Annotated in this window: 17 protein-coding genes; 6 read left to right on the top strand and 11 right to left on the bottom strand. The window is 61.1% G+C overall.

Annotated elements, in window-relative coordinates; genetic code table 11:
* Positions 1-38 precede the first annotated feature (38 nt).
* Both METLW3_RS0124365 and METLW3_RS0124360 read left to right on the top strand, forming a co-directional pair.
* Positions 39-2426, top strand: coding sequence for a DotA/TraY family protein (locus tag METLW3_RS0124365; RefSeq protein WP_024882321.1), 2388 nt, complete (start codon positions 39-41; stop codon positions 2424-2426).
* Position 2427: 1 nt separating this feature from the next.
* Entirely contained in the window at positions 2428-2979 is a 552-nt protein-coding gene (locus METLW3_RS0124360; RefSeq protein WP_036310469.1) for a hypothetical protein, read from the top strand.
* Positions 2980-3585: 606 nt separating this feature from the next.
* On the opposite strand, the gene istB is transcribed toward METLW3_RS0124360, so the two are convergent.
* The 5 genes from istB to METLW3_RS28665 all read right to left on the bottom strand — a co-directional run bounded on the left by istB (position 3586) and on the right by METLW3_RS28665 (position 8281).
* Positions 3586-4314: an IS21-like element helper ATPase IstB gene (istB, locus tag METLW3_RS0124355; protein ID WP_024882319.1), complete on the bottom strand. Its 729-nt coding sequence runs from the start codon at positions 4312-4314 to the stop codon at positions 3586-3588.
* Positions 4314-5813, bottom strand: coding sequence for an IS21 family transposase (gene istA, locus METLW3_RS0124350; RefSeq protein ID WP_024882318.1), 1500 nt, complete (start codon positions 5811-5813; stop codon positions 4314-4316). Before istA ends, istB begins: the two co-directional genes overlap by 1 nt.
* 280 nt (positions 5814-6093) lie before the next feature.
* Positions 6094-6387, bottom strand: coding sequence for a hypothetical protein (locus METLW3_RS0124345; RefSeq protein ID WP_157516688.1), 294 nt, complete (start codon positions 6385-6387; stop codon positions 6094-6096).
* A gap of 241 nt (positions 6388-6628) precedes the next feature.
* The gene (locus METLW3_RS0124340) at positions 6629-7747 is read right to left on the bottom strand and encodes a hypothetical protein (protein WP_024882316.1); all 1119 of its coding nucleotides are present in this window, start codon (positions 7745-7747) and stop codon (positions 6629-6631) included.
* A 57-nt stretch (positions 7748-7804) separates the two neighbouring features.
* Entirely contained in the window at positions 7805-8281 is a 477-nt protein-coding gene (locus METLW3_RS28665; protein WP_157516687.1) for a hypothetical protein, read from the bottom strand.
* 412 nt (positions 8282-8693) lie between these two features.
* On the opposite strand from METLW3_RS28665, the gene METLW3_RS0124325 reads away from it, so the two are divergent.
* Both METLW3_RS0124325 and repC read left to right on the top strand, forming a co-directional pair.
* The gene (locus tag METLW3_RS0124325; RefSeq protein WP_036310465.1) at positions 8694-9443 is read left to right on the top strand and encodes a DUF1186 domain-containing protein; all 750 of its coding nucleotides are present in this window, start codon (positions 8694-8696) and stop codon (positions 9441-9443) included.
* 395 nt (positions 9444-9838) lie between these two features.
* A complete protein-coding gene (gene repC / locus METLW3_RS0124320) occupies positions 9839-11146 on the top strand; it encodes a plasmid replication protein RepC (protein WP_051465647.1) in 1308 nt (435 codons plus the stop codon).
* Between the two features lie 207 nt (positions 11147-11353).
* Here repC and METLW3_RS0124310 read toward each other — a convergent pair whose 3' ends face one another.
* The 6 genes from METLW3_RS0124310 to METLW3_RS0124285 form a co-directional block, all read right to left on the bottom strand.
* Complete coding sequence (locus METLW3_RS0124310) at positions 11354-11776, bottom strand: hypothetical protein (protein ID WP_036310462.1); 423 nt, start codon at positions 11774-11776, stop codon at positions 11354-11356.
* 26 nt (positions 11777-11802) lie between these two features.
* Positions 11803-12630, bottom strand: a complete 828-nt coding sequence (locus tag METLW3_RS0124305) for a hypothetical protein (RefSeq protein WP_024882311.1) — start codon at positions 12628-12630, stop codon at positions 11803-11805.
* Positions 12631-13583: 953 nt separating this feature from the next.
* On the bottom strand, positions 13584-14699 hold the full coding sequence (locus METLW3_RS0124295; protein WP_024882309.1) for an RHE_PE00001 family protein: 1116 nt from the start codon (positions 14697-14699) through the stop codon (positions 13584-13586).
* A 74-nt stretch (positions 14700-14773) separates the two neighbouring features.
* Complete coding sequence (locus METLW3_RS28655; protein WP_157516685.1) at positions 14774-14989, bottom strand: hypothetical protein; 216 nt, start codon at positions 14987-14989, stop codon at positions 14774-14776.
* Between the two features lie 251 nt (positions 14990-15240).
* A complete protein-coding gene (locus METLW3_RS0124290; RefSeq protein WP_024882308.1) occupies positions 15241-15663 on the bottom strand; it encodes a type II toxin-antitoxin system VapC family toxin in 423 nt (140 codons plus the stop codon).
* Positions 15660-15914, bottom strand: coding sequence for a plasmid stabilization protein (locus METLW3_RS0124285; RefSeq protein ID WP_024882307.1), 255 nt, complete (start codon positions 15912-15914; stop codon positions 15660-15662). Before METLW3_RS0124285 ends, METLW3_RS0124290 begins: the two co-directional genes overlap by 4 nt.
* Positions 15915-16089: 175 nt before the next feature.
* On the opposite strand from METLW3_RS0124285, the gene METLW3_RS0124280 reads away from it, so the two are divergent.
* Both METLW3_RS0124280 and METLW3_RS0124275 read left to right on the top strand, forming a co-directional pair.
* Positions 16090-16797, top strand: a complete 708-nt coding sequence (locus METLW3_RS0124280) for a DUF2161 family putative PD-(D/E)XK-type phosphodiesterase (protein WP_024882306.1) — start codon at positions 16090-16092, stop codon at positions 16795-16797.
* Positions 16798-17156: 359 nt separating this feature from the next.
* Positions 17157-18833, top strand: a complete 1677-nt coding sequence (locus tag METLW3_RS0124275) for a tetratricopeptide repeat protein (protein WP_084484996.1) — start codon at positions 17157-17159, stop codon at positions 18831-18833.
* Positions 18834-19544 lie beyond the last annotated feature (711 nt).

Genomic DNA, 19544 nt, shown 5'->3' with positions numbered 1-19544 from the left:
CCCGAAATCGCCTTGCCCAATCGACACGCGAGGACATCATGTCACGCCGAATCTTTCCCACTCTATCGATCGCCCTCATCGCCCTGGCTTACGCTGCGCCGGCGCTCGCCCAATCCGTCGCGCCGACGACGCCGAACTACGACATCAGCTGGACTGCCCTCGATCCCGGTCAGGATTGGGCCGCAGAAGTTATCAAAGCCGTCTTCCCCATCAACGGAAGCAGCTGCAGCAGCGGCGCCCAATCCGCGACATGTACCGGCTCCGCCGCCACCGTCATCGGCGAGCTGCTCGGGCGCTTCACCGGCTTCTCCATGGCTCTGGGCATGTTCTACGTGTGCTACCTGACCATCTGGAATATCTATCGCACCGCAGAGACCAGCAATTTCCTCACCAACTCGATGACCTCGATGTTCGTCGTGAGGATCGGCTTCGCCGCCATCATGATGTTTCCGATTACGTCCGGCTTCTCGATCGGCCAGGCCGCCGTCGTCCAGACGTCCATGTGGGGCATCGGCATGGCGGGATCGCTCTTCAAATTCGCGATCAAGGCTATGGGACCGGATGCGATGGTCATCGCTACGCCGATCATTCCCGGCACGAAAAACATCGTCCTCGGCGTCATGGAGAACGAGCTCTGCCGGGCCTTCGTCAATGAGGCGACCGCGAATCCGCAGATCGCGCCCGCCCCCACGCCGACGCTCGTATCCGGCTCGACCACCTGGGCCTACTCACTGTCCCCAGGCAATCAGACAGGCTCGCCGAGCTGCGGAACGATCACGGTCAACCAGCCGTCCGGCGCACAGCAGCCGATCGCCGGCGTCAATACGGACATGACGGGCAAGCAGAAGGATATTCTCCAGAACGTCATCACATCGGATATTCGTCCCGTCGCCGAGAGCGTCGCGAAGAGCTATTGGCAGACGAAGCAGACCTCGGCGCTCACCCCATTGCTCGCCGCCTATCAGAACGCGACCCGCGATTACACGCAGCAGCTGACTTCTGCCGCTAGCGACATTCAGAAGCAGCTGCAGAACGCCATCAAACCCCAGGATGCGCGCGCCGGGAAGCTCGGTCTCATCAACAACACGACCACCGATCTCTCGACGCTCGGATGGGCTTCGGCCGGGTCCTATTATCTGACCTTCGCCCAGCTCAACGGCCGCACGCTCTCCCTGCTCAACGATCTCCCGATCGTCAACGGTCCGAGCTACAGCGGCTGGAGCACTGCGCTCAAGACCGATCTCGCCCCGCTCATCCAAGCCAGCGACAATTTCCTCGCGCAGCTCCGCACCTATGTGAACACCGCCGACGGCTCCAACCCTCCGACCGGCAACGCCGACACATTCGGCAACGCCGCCGCTCGTGAAGGCGGCTCGTGGATCGAACGGGTGTTTCGCGCGGTCAATCTCAACGAACCGCTGTTGAACTTCATCGCCAACAGCATTTCTCCGACGTCGAACCAGTGGTCCGATCCGTTCGGCTCGCTCATCACGCTCGGGCAATATCTCATGACCGCGGCGCTGACCGCCTACGGGCTCGCCATCGCCGCGTCGTCCGGGACGGTCCAGACGGGAGCGGCCGCCTTCTCGCTCCTCACCGGCAATTTCGCGGGCGCGGCCGCCGCGGCGGGGCTGGCCACGGTCTCCGACGTCTTCAAGGCGCTGTTGACGCCTTTGTTCTTCGGCCTCCTGTCGCTTCTCATTCCCGGCATCATGATCGCCTACGTGCTTCCGCTCATCCCCTGGGTGATGTGGATCGCCGGCGTGACCGGCTATCTGATCCTCGTCATCGAGGCGGTGATCGCGGTTCCACTCATGATGGTCGCGCATATGACGTTCGACGGCGAGGGCCTGCATGGCCGCGCCATCCAGGTCTACGAGCTGCTCTTCAACGTGCTCTTCCGGCCGGTCCTCATGCTTCTCGGGCTCTTCGCCGGGTACTTCGTGTTCTCGTCGGTCTCCTGGCTCATTCGTATAAGCTTCGGAGTCGCCGTGCATTTCGTTCTCGAAAAGGGTTGGTTCGTCACCAATCTGATCGGGCTCGTGGTGCTCCTGGCGATTTTCGTCTTGCTGCATATCGTGGTCGCGATCAAAGCCTTCGGACTGATCTCTCTCATTCCACATCATGTGCCTAAGATGCTCGGCTTCTCGCCGGCGAACCGGGTCGATATGGACGAGTTCAGTAAGGCCGCCGCTTGGACGGGTACGCGAGGAACGCTGCGCACGATCGATCACTATGCGAGAAGTCGGCTATCCGACTCGGCAGGACAAAATGTCGCGAATGATGTAGGATCGTCTTCAACCCCTGCCCTTTCCGCTCCGCGGAAGGGTATTACCGGCCCCGCCAATAGCTCGACGAAAAGTGGGGGCGTGGACTCGACCTTGAGCGCACAAACTGACGTTGGAGATCATAATAAGGAGGCCTGAGATGAGTGACGATGACGAGCCCGGCTCTGGAAGCGGCCTTCTCTGGTATGAGGTCGGGCACTCTGACGGCTATTCGAGCGGTGAGACCGATGGCTTTGAGACTGGCAAAAGGAGTGGCTTTCGCAATGGCGAACAAGCGGCCCTGCGCAATCTCAACGCCCGGCAGGAAGCCGAGCACCGCGCCGGCTGGCGGTCGATCCATATCAATGATTTCAACGCCTGGATGGATGTCCTCAACAATGAGCGGAAGCGCAATGCTCAGCTGGCCTTCGAAGTCGAAACCCTGCGGGAGTCCCTGGCGATTTCCGATCGCCGGGGCGAAGAGCACCGCAGGAAGCTGTCGAAGGCGCAGGATTTCAGAAGCGGCATGGAAGAAACGCTTTTGACCCTGCTCAAAGCATCGGAGCAAGGCAAAGCGGGCCGTCCGGAATATGCGGAGCTTAAGTCGATAATGTACCAGATGTTCGACGCATGGTCGAAAGGCGAGATCCTTTTCCGCCCTGATGCTCTGGGGCCGCGCATCGCCTATCTTTGGAAAGCACTCGATGATTGACGCGCCGAGATAGGGCGCCAGATACGCGCAGCCTCATCGCATGATGGTCTCCCGAAAGGAGATCACCATGCGATATCTTTTTCTTCCCCTGCTTTGCCTGTCCGTCCCACTCGCCGCTTGTTCCTCCGGGAACGTGCGCACCGCATCCGACTATGATGCACCCCCTCCCCCGACCGTCCGGCATCCTTTCTACGATCCCTACGCCGCCTATGGCGAGGCCAACGCCACCTGGCGCCCGCCGGTGGTCGATAGAAACGGAACCGTGGTCAAGCCGGTCGAACCCTCCACCCAGGCCACACGGCCCAATTACGAATCGGCGCCATGGGCGACCGGGGGCACGGGAGGCTCCCGCAACGCTCCCCCCGGCACGTTCTGATCGGGAGCCGGCGCGAGATCCTCCGCCGCGATCGGCCGCGTCGCTCGACCGTCTGACGTCGGCGGGCCTTGCCGGAAATGTCAATCGGCATCCAAAATTGACCCCTGATCGGCGTTCAAAATTGACCCCCTTTTGGCGTAGGGCGGAACGCGAGCGCTCGCCCCGGCGGAGCTGGCGGGATAGCGCAGCCGGGGCGAGTGCGTTTCGGTTCGCGATGTGATCGGGAAGCGTCAGGCGCGGTTCTTGAAGCGCCAGCTTTCGTTGCCGGTCTCGACGATGTCGCAATGGTGAGTGAGGCGATCGAGCAGCGCGCTGGTCATTTTCGCGTCGCCGAACACGCTCGGCCATTCGCCGAATGCGAGATTGGTAGTGATGATGATAGAGGTGCGTTCGTAGAGCCGGCTGATCAGATGGAAGAGCAATTGTCCGCCAGATTGCGCGAAGGGCAAGTAGCCGAGCTCGTCGAGTATGATGAAGTCCATTCTCGTGAGATATTCCGCGAAGCGTCCCTGACGACCTCCTCGCGCTTCGGTCTCGAGCCTGGTGACGAGTTCGACGGTGTTGAAGAAGCGGCCGCGTTTTCCAGCGCGAATGCAATTTCTGGCGATCGCTATCGAAAGATGGCTCTTCCCCGTACCGGTTCCACCGACGAAAACACAATTACGTTGTTGGTCGAGGAAGCCGCCGTTCGAGAGATCGCGCACCAACCCTTCATTGATCGGCGTACCGTTGAACTGGAAGCCGTCGAAGTCCTTCGCCAGCGGCAATTTGGCGATCGTCATCTGATATTTGATGGAGCGCGCGTGCTTTTCGGCGATTTCCGCCTCGAGAAGATCGCCGACGATGCGTGGCGGCTCATGCTGCCTCTTTATGCCACTCGACATCACCTCGTCATAGGCGTTCCTCATGCCGAAGAGCTTGAGCTCTCCCATGAGATCGAAGAGCTTGGTGCGTTCCATCAGCCTGTTCTCCTCAATTGATCATAGCGGGCGCAGTCGGCGAGCGGCATGTGCAGCAGCATCAACGACTCGGGCGTCGGGATCGTCGGCGGGGGCGGCGGCTCGCGCCGGCGGGCGAGAATGTTGAGAATGACGTCGGCGGAATGGACGCCTTGGCCGAGCGCCTCCGCGCAGGCGGCTTCCACCGCGGTCAATCCGTCCTCGACGACGGCGGCCAGAACCTTGACCATCTGTCGATCGCCATCATTGCTGCCGGCGAGCTTGCGCCGCACGCGCTCGATCGCTCCCGGCAACACCCAGTCCTTGAACGGCGCGCCGTTCCGTAGCGCGCCGGGCTTGCGCGCGAGAACTGGCACATAATGCCAGGGATCGAAGATCGTCGCGCCGCGCCCGAAGGCCCGAGCATGTTCGGCGACCACCCGCCCTTTTTGGCGGAAGACGATGCGGTCGGCGTAGGCGTGGATCTCGACCGGGGCGCCGACGGCGCTCGCATTGACCGAGTATTTATTATTGTCGAAGCGCACGAGGCAAGTCTTCGACACCGACGCGGTCAGCTCGTGGAATCCGTCGAACCGCCCGCGCAGCGGAACGAGCTTCGGGCGCTCTTCTTCGAATGCCTCCCAGACCGTCTTGTCCGCGATTTCCGGATGCGGATGAGCCTTGGCGTAGGTGACGCATTTATCGAGAAGCCAGGCGTTCATATCGTCGTAGGTCTCGAACCGCAGGCGCGGCGTGAAGAACCGCTCCCGCGCCAGGCCGACTTGATTTTCGACCTGGCCTTTCTCCCAGCCGGACGCTGGCGTGCAGGCGACCGGCTCGACGAGATGATGGCTGCACATTTGCGCGAAGCGACGATTGAACTTGCGCTCCTTGCCGACGAAGATCGTCTCCACCGCCGTCTTCATATTGTCGTAGATGCCGCGCGTGCAGGCGCCCCTGAAGAAGGCAAAGGCGCGATCATGCGCGTCGAAAACCATCTCCTGCGTCTCACGCGGATAGGCGCGAACGAAAGGCATGCGGCTGTGGCACAGACGCATGTGCGCCACCTTCACGGTCGTCGTCACGCCGTCGAGCACAACGATCTCGTGGCTCCAGTCGAACTGGTAGGCTTCGCCCGGCGCAAAGCTCAACGGCACATAGGCCGCCGCCGTCGCCGCGCCTTGCTCGCTGCGCCATTTGCGCGAGTAGCGACGCACAGCGTCATAGCCGCCCGCGTAGCCCAGGCCGCTCAGATCTTCGAAAATACGGATCAGGGTTAGCCGCTCGCGCGGCGCCTTCTTCTCGTTCTCCGCGAGAACCTCATCGAGCTTGTCCGACCAAGGCCCGAGCTTGGGAAACGGCTGATTGTCGCGCTCGTAAGCGAAGGACGTTGCCTCCGACCGCAGCGCCTTGCGGACCGTGTTCCGTGAAATGCCCAGATCGCGAGCGATCTCCTTGATCGGCTTGCCCTTGACGAAATGTTCGCGACGGATTCGTCCGATCGTCTCCACAATCAACATCCCCCACCACCCGCCGTTTCAACCAAAACGGGCGGACTGTCCGGACTTCACCAGAGGGGGTCAATTTTCAACGCCGGTTCCCCTCGTATGGGGGTCAAACTTGCACGCCGAATAACACCGGAAATGCGTCGGGCGATGCGCAGATAACTTCTGCGCATCGCCCGAGCAATTTTCGCCTTGTCGCAGATCGATCGGAATTTGAAGCGCGCGGAGCTTTGCGCGGCGCGGTCCTCGACGCCGCCGAGAACAGGCGGCGTCGAGCCGACAATGAGCGCGCGTTTCAGCTCGGCCAGAATTGCTCGGGCGTGGTGAGATATTCCCACGCCGTCGCCAGCCGCCGCGTTCGGAGCTGATAATTTTGCAACGCGCTTTGGAACGCCGTCAGAAACAGAAACAAGCAGAACGGCGCAAACTCCAGCACTGGCGCGATGCTCCAGGAAGTCCACGGAGTCGTCGCAATCTCGAACAGCCAATAGGCGAAGAGCGCCCACGCCGATCCGAAGAAGATATAAGCGGCCAGCGCGGTTTGGCGTCGACGGCGCTGCAAGAGCGCCTCCACCTGCCAGACCTTCATTCCGTGCAGAAACGCCGTTGCCTGGACATCGATGCGACGATCTTCGTCGACTCTAAAGCGCGTATCGCGTCGCGCTCCACGACGAACCGCTCCGATCAATCCCGACAGCATGCGACCGCCTTCGGCGATTTCGGGCTTCGGGAATGCGCGTCCCGGAACGGAGCCGATCCACTTGACCCCGCTCCACGCTCTGTTCAGTAGCGAGACCCGTTTCGGAGTCTCGGATCGTCTCGGTTTCCATTTATCGCGCCGCATGGCTTTCGCTCCCTATCGATGCGATCACCGCGTTCCAATCCTCCGGCAACCCGTCGACGCGGCCTTCCGAGCGGTCCTGCTTGCGCCAGATCACCGTCGGCGTTCCACGCAACCCGATCGCTTCGGCGACCGCCATATTTCGTCGAAGCAGCTCTTCGGCTTCGTACGACGCCGGCCCGTTCAAATCTCCATGCGACCAGGCCGACGCCATTTGATCGGCTGGCTTGCTCAACATCGCCAAGGCGCTCTTGGTGCTGCGACCCTCATCCTCATAGTCCAGCACAGACACAGGGATGATCGCGACGAGCGCTCTACCGGCCGCGATGAAAGGCTGCAATTGCTGCAGAGCGCGGACCGAATATCCGCACAACGGATCAATGAAGACGTAGATCCTCGGCGCGGCTTCTGAGCCGATCGTTCCAAAGGTCGCGCTGCGGGCGGCCTCCAATGCCGAAACGGACGTGGTCCGGCCGGCGCCGATTACGGCTCCAGTCTCCTTCTCGCCGCCGATCGTCACCGTCGGCGCCACCCCCGGCAAAGGAGCGACTTGTTCGCGCGTGATGTTTTTTCCGCTCGCGTCCCACATCACGCCTGGGATCACGCGCTCTCCGTCAGGAGTCGCGTAGAACACCTGGAACTGTCGTCCATTGCGGACGAATAGCCCACGCATCCCGTGGCTCGAGCCGAGCTCCGTCACGCGCGAATCTTCTCGTCCTGCGATCGCCAGCAACAGATCGGCCGACAAATCGGTCTGCGCGCCCGCGACGATCGCCTCGCCATCCGGGGTAACCTGCAAGATCATGAATTCTTCGCGCTGTCGCGCGACGACCGCGCGAAGGCCATGGGCCGAGCCGGCGTCGAATAGCTGCGCGCCGCTCCTCGCGAGATGTCTGAGCGCCGGCGTCTGCTCGACAAACTCCGCCGAAAGGAAAGAAAGCTTTAACGCGCCGAGAGCCATGCCCGAGGCGCTCTTCGGCAATTCGGACGTGGGAGCGCCTCCCGGCGCGCCCACGTCATTCTCTGTTCCAGTCCTGGATATCCCAGGTTCGGCCTGGGCGAGCGTCGAGGCGAATATCGCGGCGATCGTAAGTGAATGCGATTTCATGGTGGTCTCCTTTCGACCACCAGCTTGTGAAAGCCCTGCGCGAACCGAAAGCGCTGATTACGCGACCGCGTCGAAATCTTCACATAGCGATTTCAGCAGCACGACCAGAACATTCGGCCTGCCGACGAAAAACTCCATATAGGCAGTCGCTAACGCCTTTTTCGCATCGAGATCGTCGCGCGTTCGAGATGGAATTGTTGCGAGTTCGACGAAGCGCCGATCGATGTCGTCGTCGGCCGCGACGCGGGCTATTGCCGAGGTCGTGTTCCCATAACGAGAGTACACCAACCTGATTAGGTGATCACACTTCGCTTCGAGCGTCGCCTGATCGGCGTTGTCGACGGCAATCCCTTCAATGTGTTCGTGCTTCGCCATTTCGCCGCCCCTTGATAGAAAGGCCGCCCCCTGCTCGATACCCTGAATAAAAATGTCTTTCAGATGCGCAAAATCGTGTTGTGGCTTTTGTCTTCGCCGATCGGAATCCATGCACACGCAAAGGGAGGGGGTCGGAACCGCGCGCGCCGCCTTCGTCACTGGTCTCCCCTGAGAATACAGCAAGCTGGCCCCTACGCAATGCCACGCAGCTCCTGCACCAGGCGGAGCCGTTACAGCTACGCTTCGGCTCTAACTGCTTTTCGCGACTCATTCCTTTCCTGCATTGGCCGGCTGAGCGACTCGAAATTGCCGATCCTGTCGAGTGAGTCATTTCGTCGCAGCAAAGAATCCCGCATTCGCGTCGGCGCGCCAACTTCTTGCAACATTCGCGCAGAGCCGCGCCAAAATCGATGCGCGTCGATTCGCGACGAGCGCGTCCTCCGATGCAAGGACGAGTCGGATATGAATCGAAAAGCAGAAGTGAGAGCGCCGCCATTTATTTCGGCGAATTTCCCGATTACGCTTCAGACCCCGGAGCGTTTCGGCGCCTTGTCGATTATAAGGAGCATTCATGACGTCTCCCGTCATGCCCCCGGAAGAGATTTTGCGATCCCTCACCCGCCGCTATTTTTACGATGGGCCCGTGCCCGAAGACGCGATCGAAGAAGCTTGCCGCCGACGAGACGAGATGCTTCCTCTCTTCCTCGTCGAAATCGAGAAATTTCTTTCTGCGTCTCCACGAGAACGCCTACGCAAGCCCACGCCTGTGCATCTCATCCTTTTCGTTCTCGGCGAATGGGGAGATCAGAGGGCCTATCGTCCGCTCGCCCGCTTGATCCGATGTCCCCAATTCACCGAACACCATGGCTTCGGCACCGTGTTCGACGACGTCGGCCACCGTGTCATCGCGGCCGTGTACGACGGGGATCCCGAACCTCTGTTCGAGGCGGCCCGCGACCCGAAGGCGGACAGACTCGCGCGCCACTACATCCTCTGCAACGCGCTAGCGATGCTCGTGCATCATGAGAAGATCGATCGTGAAGTCGTCGCCAATTTCTTGATCGACCTATACGAAGAACTCGGCGACTACCCCTTCGTCTGGTACGGCTGGGCGAGGCTCGCGGCGCGTCTCGGTCTGTCCGCGTTTCGGCCGCTCGTCCTCCAGGCGATCGCGGAGGAGCGATTCGACGATTATGAGATCGACGAATTCGACAAGGAGTTGAAGCTCGCGATCGCGCGACCGGGCGCTGAGGATATCGATGAAGAATTCTTGCCGTTCGAGGGCGCCTACGAGGAGATCATAGCGTATTTCCCGCCTTAGAACGCCTTTGTCCCATCGGTTACGCGGACGCCAGGTGACGCCTCTGAATGACGCGTATGCATCATTTGCAATCGGAGTCGGTCGACGACGCGTCGCCAGCCGTCTCGACCTGAACACAGCGACTACACCGTCAAACGAAGGAGAAGGAGCGATAGCGTTCGATTTTCACTGCATTGGTTTCGCCGCGTCCGTCGACGACGCATGCGGCCGAACAATTTTCAAACCAACGATCAGGAGTTTCATCACGCAAAAGAATAGGCCTCCGAAACGTCGCCGCTCCGGAAGCCCCTGAACACTCGCAACGTCAGGGAATCATTTCCGAGCATCACTGTCAAGAGTCGGCGCCGTTTCGGCGAGCGGATTTCTTTTGCCCGAACGAGAAAAGGCAAAGGATCATGCAGACACATTTAACGACGCCGTTCGGGCGGCGACCGTTGTCGCTCGCCATGGTGGCCACACAGATTGAAGCCAGCGAATTTGCGGGCCGGCCCGGCGCGACAGACGCCGTCGTCCACAAATGGCGGCTGTTTCGCTCCCTCACCGAAGCCAAGGACCTGCTTGGAATCACCGATCGGGCGCTGTCCGTCCTACACGCGCTGTTGAGTTGCCACCCGGAGACCGCGCTCGCTCTGACGGATAAAGCGGGCGCGCCCCTTGTCGTCTTTCCCTCGAACAAGGAGCTGTCGCGCCGCGCCCATGGCATGGCGCCATCGACCTTGCGCCGCCATCTCGCATGCCTCGTCGATGTCGGCCTCGTCATCCGACGGGACTCTCCCAACGGCAAACGCTATGCACGATGGCGGCAAGGAAGCGTCGATGCAGCCTTCGGCTTCGATCTCTCGCCGATCGTCGCGCGTTCGGCCGAGATCGAGCGGCTCGCTGAGAAGGTGCGAGCCGATGAGAGCGCGATCGTTCTCCTGCGTGAACGGATTTCCCTGGTGCGGCGCGACATAGTCAAAATGATCGCAACTGGCCTGGACGAGACCATTCCCGGAGATTGGGTAGAGTTGCATGGCCGATATCTGTCGCTCGCCGGACGCTACGCGAGAAATCTCTCGAGAGCCGAGCTCGACGCCCTGGCGGACGAGTTCGCCCTGCTCGTCGGAGAAATCGGTAAGCTGCTGGAAACGCGCACAAAAGAAGGAAATATGAGCGCCAATGCCGCCCCAAATGAGCACCACCAACAGAAACAAATTACAGATCTCGATGATATTGACCTCGGCCTTCGAGAAGGCAGGCCCGAAAGGACCGAGCCGAGCGGTTCGGATCCCGGCGTCCCGAGAGCGGCGCGGAGCGATCCCTCCCTCGTCCGCTGCCGGGCCGCCGGAGAGAAGCGCGTCCCGCCACGCGTCTATTCGCTCCCAATGACGCTCGCCGCCTGCCCCGATATCGTCGATTACGCCAAAGGCGGGGCTATCGGCGACTGGGCGGAGTTTCGGGCCGCCGCCGCGATCGTAAGACCCGCGCTAGGGGTCTCGCCCAACGCCTGGGCGCGGGCGCTAGAGGTTCTGGGCGAGCACGACGCGTCCATCGTCGTGGCCGCAATTCTGCAGCGCGGCGATGAAATCAAAAGCGCCGGCGGTTATTTGCGCGTCCTCACGGCCAAGGCCGAGCAAGGCGAATTCTCTGTCGGGCCGGTGTTGATGACCCTGCTCCGGCGCAGAGGGTCGAAGCCCGTCGCCTGTCGGCAAGCCAGCGGCTAACCGAAATCATTGTCTGGAAAAATGATTAGGCGGGCGAGGACGCCGTGGAGCGGATCTCGCTCGACTGCGCCGCTACGCTGCGCCCGCGCCGGCGGCGCCTCGAGTCCGTCGCCCTCGTCGGGAGACGCCATCTCCACGACACCAGGTCTGGGCGATGGCGCGGATCAGAATTCGCCGAGCATCTGCGAACGGCGCTCGAGCAGATTGCTACCGATGTTTATAGGGGATGGCGTTGCCGATCCCGATCATCCCGTTCGACATCAACGTCGGCACGCATTCAGACGCCGGTCCAGGCGGGGTCAACTTCGTTCGCCATGGTCGCAAGACGTCTTTGTGAATCCAGGCTTTGATCCCGTGGCCTCCCCAGATGATCTCGACGAAGCCGTCGACCTCGTTTAACGGCCATTTTACGAAGGCGGCCCCCCCACTATGCCCGATCAACTTGGAAGCCTCGGTTGGCGCCGCGAACACCGGAGGAACCGCGCTACGATCAAATCTCCGGTCTTCCGGAATGTAGACTCTGAAACATTTATAGCCTTCGATCGGTCTCACCGAAGTGAACTCGCCAGCCCCTCCGGTCTGCATCACGAGGAGGCTTGCGGCAAAGATCGAGCTGAACAATGGTGTCATGACGCTTTCTCCTTCGCATAATGCGGCTAATTCAGCACGGTCTGTCCGGCCGCGGGGCCGACGCGGTTGGCTATGGATTGTCGCCAATCGCCGACCGTGGTTGTCGGAGTGATGCCGTTCGCGGTCATCGCTTGAGGCGATAAGCGAACAATTGCCTCGAGGTTGTCGCCGTTCCTAGCATTCGCCAAGTCTACGGAGTTTGATGGTCCGAATTGGTAATAACCTCGCACGTCGGTGAAGGTGGGGTTGTCGATACCGTTCTCTTGCAGATATGTGGCGCCATTGTATTCGTATTGCGCTGCGCCCCAGGCTTGATTTGCAGGATCGTTTTTGCCGGCGAGGCTCGTGTCGATCCCGGCGTTTGGATTGTCCGCCGCCGCCTCATTGATCGTTTCCGTATAAGTCGCGTTAGTCATTTGAAACGCCCCCGAGACTGTGCCCGCGCCCTGGACGTTTCTGCAGCCAGATTCCATGACGCAGGTGGCCGCGAGCGACGCGCAGCTGACCCCGACGGCCGTCGCGGCGTTGCACGCCTGGCCGCCCCAGGATTGCGCATTCATCGTTTGCAGCGGATCGCAGCCGCTGCAAGCAGTGTAGTCGAGGTTGCCGCCGCCGGGATTATTCCCTCCTCCCGAGCCGACATCGGTCGAGCCGGTCGGATAGGAGAAATTTGGCGCGCCTTTTTCCTGATAGGTCGGATGCACTGTTTGCGGGAGACCTCTCTCGGCAACCGGGACAGGATCGCCGGCGAAGGCAGGAGTGGTGAACGCCACCAAGAGAGCGGCGCCGAGCCTCGTTACGTTTCGGCGGCGCGTTTTGCCGCGATAAGTTGGTCGAGTCAAAAATGACAACATGGGACCTCCTCGTGTCGGAAGACGTCCCGAGCCGAACATGGAGTTGCGCGTATCTGAATCGAAACTTCGCGATCAAGGGACGGTCTTGCAATGCAGGGAGAATTCGCGCGAAACTCTCGGTCATGCGGCGGCGTGATGATCGTCGCGGTGTTCGATTGCGGCCAGGGTCGGCGCGGCCTACGCGCTCGCCCATAATGAGTCACGATCGCGCGAACCGGTTGGCAGTCACTGAAATTTTCACCAATCTCGAAGACGGGTCCTCATGACCGACACGACAGAGCGCCGAGCACGAGACCAAGCGCGGCGCTCGATCCACAGGGAGGCGCAAAAACGCTCCCATGCCGAAGTTCGCGGGGCGCCGAGCAGGTTCTCGTCACGCTCGAGCTGGAAGAGCCTCGACGGCTCGAGACGATCGATCGTGTGCTTGCACTCGACGTTTCTCCGCTTCAACAGAAAATCGCCTTTGTCGCGGCTCTCGGCGGATCGCGCGGAGACAGCCTCTCCGCGACGGGAATCAGCAACGAAGCTTTGAAGAAACATCTCGCTGCGATTTACGCGGCCGCGGGCGTCGACAGCTGGGAGAAGCTCGCGAGAGAAATGAACCTCGGACTTGCTTGATCGCCTGGGCGAAGGGCCGCTCGGCCACGACGATGACGCCGCCACAGCGATTGTCCTCGCCCGCCGAGAACTGAGCGCCGCCCGGCAAGCGCCGCGCCCCTCGAGGAAACACATCATAAGGTTTTGCGAGATTGCGTAGTGAACGAACCCGCTACGCGGGAGGTGCGACACCCCCAATCAGCAAGGGGTCGTAGAACCGAGCCGTTGATTGTTCCTCAATACTCCTGTGGCCTCCACGCCGATGGCTGGTCAACGCGACGCGCCGAATGACGCCGTTTTCTGCGTCGGCCAGCAAGATCACACCATCAACGCGAACGACTGACGCGCTCCCTCCATCAGACAACGGCCCACGCCCTGTATCGCCCGCGTCCGGTCAACTCGCGAAGGTTCGACGAGAGTTCGTCGATCATCGTGGTCGCGGCTTGCTGAGAAACCCGGAGTTCCTTCGCGGCAAAAGGCACGGTGACGACCGGCGAAGCAAGACACAAGTCGACGAGCTGCGACATCCTCGAATTCGCTCTTCGGCCTTTGCATTTTCTGAGCAGGAGCTCGCGCGCGAGCGTCAATCTGTCGAGTTCCTTCGAGTCGGCCTTCGCCATCGTTTCGATCGCACACGCGAAAGCGACCAATCGCGATTCAAAGTCATCTCGTCCAACTCGGCGATATTTAGCCTGTCGAAATCCCGAATGCAGCGCCGTGAGACAGTGCCGAGTCTTTCCCCGGGAACGTAGCAAGGCCGCAGCGAGCAGGGGACCGAGCCAAGCGCTGTGCTGTAACGGCTCGATCTCTTCCCAAGCGTCGAGCACGACGCATGCGGCCATCAAGGGCGGAAGGATCTGAGTTCGACCCAGACGCTCGCGCCATTCGGCAAGGCGCGCCTCTTCGTCCCAATCTTCATCGTAAACCAAACCAGAGTCGTCCCGCTTCAGAGGCGCCGGCTCGCTTCGCTCTATCACGCGTGACGTTCGCGCCAGCAATTCATCGATCTCATCGAATTCTCCTGCTGGTATCGTCTCGCCGTCCTCATCATCCAGCTCCCCATCCGCGACTTCGCTTATGGCGCCCGAACCAATGGTTGGCTCGCACACTGCGCTATTCGGTCTCCATGCGCCACGCAGACTGGCGAGGCCATTGGTCGTCAACGCCCACGCCGGCTCGCGATCGGCTATGCGACGGCGCGTGAGAAGAACGGCGTGCGCCCGCACGAGTTCGTGTGTCGGCGTGCGCACGTCCATTCCGGCGTCATGAAGCACCAGGTCTTCGAGCTGCACGAATTCGCCCGCGCGCCACAGAGCGGCGCAGGCGTCGTGGAAATGCGCGCGAAGAAGGAACGCTTCGGCGACGGGACTGGAGCGAAGCCGCTCGTCGAAACGCGCGAGGGCGTCCGACGCGCTCTCGAAGGGCGCTTGCAGGCGCTCGAATGAAACAGAGGCGGGAAGATCTAACCCCATTTTAATTCCGTGCGAATCGAAACAGGCATCAAGTTAGTTCGAATTTAACTTGAGTGATAGAGGATGCCTTTTTCTCATTCGCCTGCCGGATCGAAATGCGTCGCCGCGGCGGCCGAAAGCAAGCTTCGGCACGGCTCTGGAGGCGAGCTTTCAGCCTGTAAATCGATGAAAAGGGCTGTTTTTCGAGCCTTTCTCCTGCTCGCCCCTATGTCGCAGCGGCGAACTTCAGCCTTCGGCTGCACTTTCAAACGGTCGTTTATTGAAATCCATCGCAATTGAAATTTGAACATCGGCGATATGATGCCTTCGTTACAATGAGATTGGTACGCGGTCGGCTCGAGTGCCGTCTCGGCGTGGCTGGCAGACGGGCGAGAAGTCCGCCGCGCGGGACTATCGGGACGAGGCCCGGTCGAGGCGGACCGATGGGCCATATGCAAGGTGATCACGGGTAGCTTCGTGACGTCGATGTTGTCATCGACAGGAAGCGGGGATCGCTCCGCCGAGCAGGCGCGCGATCACCACGCGATGTTCGTGCTGTTGCTCAGGCGCCGGCGGCCCAGGGGTCGATCAGGGTTAGGCCGGCGGCCGTGAACGCGCTGCCGTCGCGGGATGCAACGACGAAATCATGCGATGCGGCTATGGCGGCGATATAGCCGTCCGGGGTGGGGAACCCCTTTCCGGCAGCGCGCGCCATCACCGCCAGATCGGAATAGCGACGCGCCGCATTCGTATCGAACGGGAGGATGCGGTCCGCGAACAGCTCCAGCACGCCTTCGAGTGTGGCGGTCAACCTGTCCTTGCGCTTGCCCTTGGGAAGCGCGCCGACGCCGAACATCAGCTCAGCGATCGTGACGCTCGAGAGATAGAGCGTTTCCGCCGCCTGTTCATCGAGCCATCGACGGACCGCCGGGGCCGGTTCGGGCTTCATCGCCTCGGAGACGACATTGGTATCGAGCAGGATCATTCGAAGCGCAGCGGCTCTGCCGGCTTCTGCTCGCGGGCCTGTTCGAGGGCTTCGACGTCGGCGTTGGTCAGGCCGATCTTCCGGCTCATTTCCGCCAGCGCGCTGCCAAGGCGGAGACGATTGGCCGGGCGCACGGCGTCCTCCAGGATGTCGCGTATCTCCGCTTCCGTGCTGCGGCCGTGCTGCGCCGCACGGACCTTCAGCGCGCGATGCGTCTCTTCGGAGAGGTTGCGGATAGTGACAGCAGGCATGATGGCGTTTCTGTTTCGGGCGATAGTAATGCTATCAATATATGGCATATGATAGCATCAAGCAACTGCGCCAACTCGGCTCCTTCGTGCCGCAAAAAACAGGCGCGGCTATTATGCTCACGGATTACCGATTCGTCGTCGAGTGCAGGCTCGCGGCGCGCATCGAGGTCGAAGGTTGGAGACGAGCCTTTATCTCCCGGTCAAGCGCTTCCTCGAAGGGTTGGGGTTCGAGGCGAAAGGAGAGATATGCGGCTGCGACGTCGTGGCGGTGGATCGCGGCTCGCCGATCGCGCTCGTGATCTGCGAGTTGAAGCTGAGCTTCACGCTCGATCTTGTTCTCCAAGCCGTGGATCGATCCACGGCATGCGACGAGGTTTGGCTCGCCGTCCGTGCATCGACGCGCGGACGCGGACGCGAGTCCGACCCCCGGGTGAAGAGGCTCTGTCGAATGCTCGGCTTCGGGCTGCTCAGCGTGCTCATTTCCGGTAGGGTGGAGGTCTTGGTCGAGCCGGTTGCCTGGCGGCCGAGGCACAACGCAAAACGCCGCTCTCGGATCCTCGATGAGCACCAGCGGCGTAGGGGAGATCCGGCGACTGGAGGCGGCACGCGACGTCCCATCATGACCGCCTATCGACAGCAGGCGCTGCGATGCGCCGGGGCAATGGCGCACGCGCCGGCCCGCCCACGCGATCTGAAGGAGGCCATTCCGGACGCGCCGAAGATTTTGCTTCGCAACGTCTACGGCTGGTTCATCCGGGTCGAGCGCGGCGTCTATGCGCTCTCAGACGCCGGACAGGCCGCGTTGGTGACGTGGAGGGCGCATCTTCCCGAACCGTCCGCCACGGGCGGTGACGAGAGGCAAAAGAGGTCCGTTTTGCCCTGAAGGCACTTAAGTTTTGCGGGGCCTCGCGGGCTCGATTTCGCCGGAGGCCGTCTTGCTGCGACAAAGCTTGCGTCTTCCTACTCTTCCGCAACCGCCAATGATCCGCGCTATCATGAAGCGCGCGAACGAACCGCCTCGCTCCGAAGTTGACTGTTACTAGCCGTCCAATCTCCTGCGGCTCTCGCCGGGGATCGGATCAAGGGGCTCGACTAGGATGGAGCCCGGTTCTATCAATGCCATTATCGCGATTGGCGCGAACGGTCGCCACAGAAGATTCATAACTTCGTTTCGAGACGGCTCTCTCGTAGCTCGCGGCGCTCTCCATTTCGGACTAAGGAATCGGGGATGAAAAGATAGCGATGGCCGGGACGAACACTCCGATTCGTACTCGTCTGTCCGGCGGCGCGACCGAGCAGGCCGTCGCGGCGCTTGCCCGGGGTGATGTACCAGACGCGCTGGACAAGCTCGCTAAGGCGATCGCTTTCGAACCCCGCAACGCTTACGCATACGCGATGCGAGGACAGCTCCACTTCGACCTCGGCGATCACAATCGCGCGATCGCCGATCTGACTAGCGCCATCGAGGTGGATCCCGAAAACGCTGCTTGGCCTTCGTTTCGATCGCGTTTCTACTGGCGAATGGGCGATGTGCCTCGCGCCATCGCCGACCTCGATAGGGTGCTCGAGATCGACCCCGACGACAAGCAGGCGATTCTCGAACGAGGGGAAATGTTGCGCGGGCTGAACAAGCGCGACGCCGCCATCGCCGCTTTCACGAGGGCGCTCACGCTCGATCCCGGTTCCGACGAGGCCTACTTTTTACGAGGGTGCTGCTGGCTCCAAAATACGCGATATGACAATGCAATAGCAGATTTCACCGAATGTCTTCGAATCGACCCGACACGTGTCGATGCTTATGTAGCGCGCGGCGAGACGTTGGCGCGCCGAGCGGATCGACAGAACAGTAAGCCAGCGAAAAAGCGCCTCTATTCGAACCGCGCCATTGCGGACCTCGATCACGCCATCTCGCTCGCCCCGCACGAACCCGCGGCCTATCTGTGGCGCGCCCGCGCTCATCGATCGGCAGAACGCTTCGACGCTTCCATTGCCGACTTCACCAAGTTGCTCAGTCTATGTTCGGAAGCGGAGACGCCGGATCTCTACGTCGATCGCGCCGAGACCTATCACGCCAGATGGATGCAATCGCGAAGAGAGGAGGACTTCGACCTCGCCATCGCCGATTTGAGCGTCGCAGTCGCGCGCGATAACGATCGCGTTTTTTGGCACGATCTGCTCGTTGGGTATCATATGAATCGTGGATGCTTGCGTTTCGGAAGCGCGCAATATCAAGCGGCAATCGCCGATTACAGCAAAGCGATCGAGCTCGGCGGAAAAGCCGATCCCCATTTGGTGGCCCAAAGCTTCTTGCGGCGGGGCGGCGCTTATTTTTTGGCGGGTTTCCTTGATCTCGCCATCGCCGACTTCACCGAGACTCTCGCGCGGGAACCTGACGAGGTGGAGGCCTCTCGCCACCGCGGCCGTGCTTGGAGCGCTAAAGGCGATCTCATCAGAGCCATTGCCGATTTCACAGCGGTCATCGAGCAGTGTCCTGCCGATCTCGACGCCTATCGTTTGCGAGCTTTGGCCCGGTTTGCGAGCGGAGACAGGCCTGCGGCCGCCAGAGACCTGTCCGAAGGTATTCGTGTCGCGGATCGTGCGCCTTTCGAGACGGATCGAAAGCGACGCGATATCGCCCAGGCGCATATGCTCATGTTTGCAGGGAGGACTGACGAAGCGCGGCAGCTCTATTTGAAGTGGCGTGGCGAACTGCGCAATGAGGATATCGGAAGTCTCGCCTTCATGGCGCCGACGTGGGAGGAGACAATTCTCATGGAGTTCGATGAATTCTGCGCGGTCGGGCTCCATCATCCGTTCATGGATGAAATCGCCCCCATTTTGCGCGATCGAGCGGGCCGAGCCGGTTCAGGGACGCCGAAGAAGCTCTTGTGGACGTCGCGAACGGAGACGAGATCGTGATGCCGGTCGACGCCGCGCAATTGATGCTCGGCAGGAACGTGATCGTCGAGACAGAAATCGTAGAATAGCCAGTCCGAAGAGGCTTGCATGCCCCTCATTGCGACTTCTCCCGCAAATCGGTCTCGCGTTTCTTCGCGACCGGATCAAAGCTGTGCGGGCTCCGGCCGAGAGCAAGGCGAACCCCTGGAATGTGGGGTCTCTTCCGACGACGCCTGCGAAACTGAAATCGGCCAGCGACGCCCCTTCCCTTCAGGCCGAAGTCGGTTCCGGTCCCGGCGGGAGTGTCCGGCGCTACGCCCTCCCAATTCGAGATCAGCTGCTCGCACCTTCAGGTGAAGACTCTGAGCGGGGCAGCGCGCGGGGGGCTATTATTTTCTCGACGATGCGATCCCGTTCTATGCGCTGCGGGTCTATCCGAAGAACGAAAAGACGGATCTGTCCGCCGAGGATAAGCGGGCCGCCACGGCGCTCGTCGAGGTGATCATCCCCCCGTCGCTGCCCCTGTGCAGTCGAAACAGAGGGGCTTCGGCTCCTCTAATCGACTGAAGTCGGCGTCTCATCGATTCTTTGTTTCTGGCGCCACTAATTCTAGCCCCGGGAGAATTCGAAGCGGCGTCACGCGCCGGGTTAAGAGATCACTCGTCCGCCTCCACATCGACCATTTTGCCACAGAAAACGGAATTCAAATTTCAAAGGGCTGGCAATGAAGGC

This window comes from Methylosinus sp. LW3 (assembly GCF_000527115.1).
In the GTDB taxonomy this organism is placed as follows: domain Bacteria; phylum Pseudomonadota; class Alphaproteobacteria; order Rhizobiales; family Beijerinckiaceae; genus Methylosinus.
Note: the sequence above shows the minus strand (reverse complement) of the source record. Positions and strands in the feature narration are given on the sequence as shown.

Coding starts and splice junctions, on each gene's coding strand:
- METLW3_RS0124365 (WP_024882321.1), top strand. CDS start 39: ATGTCACGCCGAATCTTTCCCACTCTATCGATCGCCCTCATCGCCCTG.
- METLW3_RS0124360 (WP_036310469.1), top strand. CDS start 2,428: ATGAGTGACGATGACGAGCCCGGCTCTGGAAGCGGCCTTCTCTGGTAT.
- istB (WP_024882319.1), bottom strand. CDS start 4,314: ATGGAACGCACCAAGCTCTTCGATCTCATGGGAGAGCTCAAGCTCTTC.
- istA (WP_024882318.1), bottom strand. CDS start 5,813: ATGTTGATTGTGGAGACGATCGGACGAATCCGTCGCGAACATTTCGTC.
- METLW3_RS0124345 (WP_157516688.1), bottom strand. CDS start 6,387: ATGAAGGTCTGGCAGGTGGAGGCGCTCTTGCAGCGCCGTCGACGCCAA.
- METLW3_RS0124340 (WP_024882316.1), bottom strand. CDS start 7,747: ATGAAATCGCATTCACTTACGATCGCCGCGATATTCGCCTCGACGCTC.
- METLW3_RS0124325 (WP_036310465.1), top strand. CDS start 8,694: ATGACGTCTCCCGTCATGCCCCCGGAAGAGATTTTGCGATCCCTCACC.
- repC (WP_051465647.1), top strand. CDS start 9,839: ATGCAGACACATTTAACGACGCCGTTCGGGCGGCGACCGTTGTCGCTC.
- METLW3_RS0124310 (WP_036310462.1), bottom strand. CDS start 11,776: ATGACACCATTGTTCAGCTCGATCTTTGCCGCAAGCCTCCTCGTGATG.
- METLW3_RS0124305 (WP_024882311.1), bottom strand. CDS start 12,630: ATGTTGTCATTTTTGACTCGACCAACTTATCGCGGCAAAACGCGCCGC.
- METLW3_RS0124295 (WP_024882309.1), bottom strand. CDS start 14,699: ATGGGGTTAGATCTTCCCGCCTCTGTTTCATTCGAGCGCCTGCAAGCG.
- METLW3_RS28655 (WP_157516685.1), bottom strand. CDS start 14,989: ATGTTCAAATTTCAATTGCGATGGATTTCAATAAACGACCGTTTGAAA.
- METLW3_RS0124290 (WP_024882308.1), bottom strand. CDS start 15,663: ATGATCCTGCTCGATACCAATGTCGTCTCCGAGGCGATGAAGCCCGAA.
- METLW3_RS0124285 (WP_024882307.1), bottom strand. CDS start 15,914: ATGCCTGCTGTCACTATCCGCAACCTCTCCGAAGAGACGCATCGCGCG.
- METLW3_RS0124275 (WP_084484996.1), top strand. CDS start 17,157: ATGGCCGGGACGAACACTCCGATTCGTACTCGTCTGTCCGGCGGCGCG.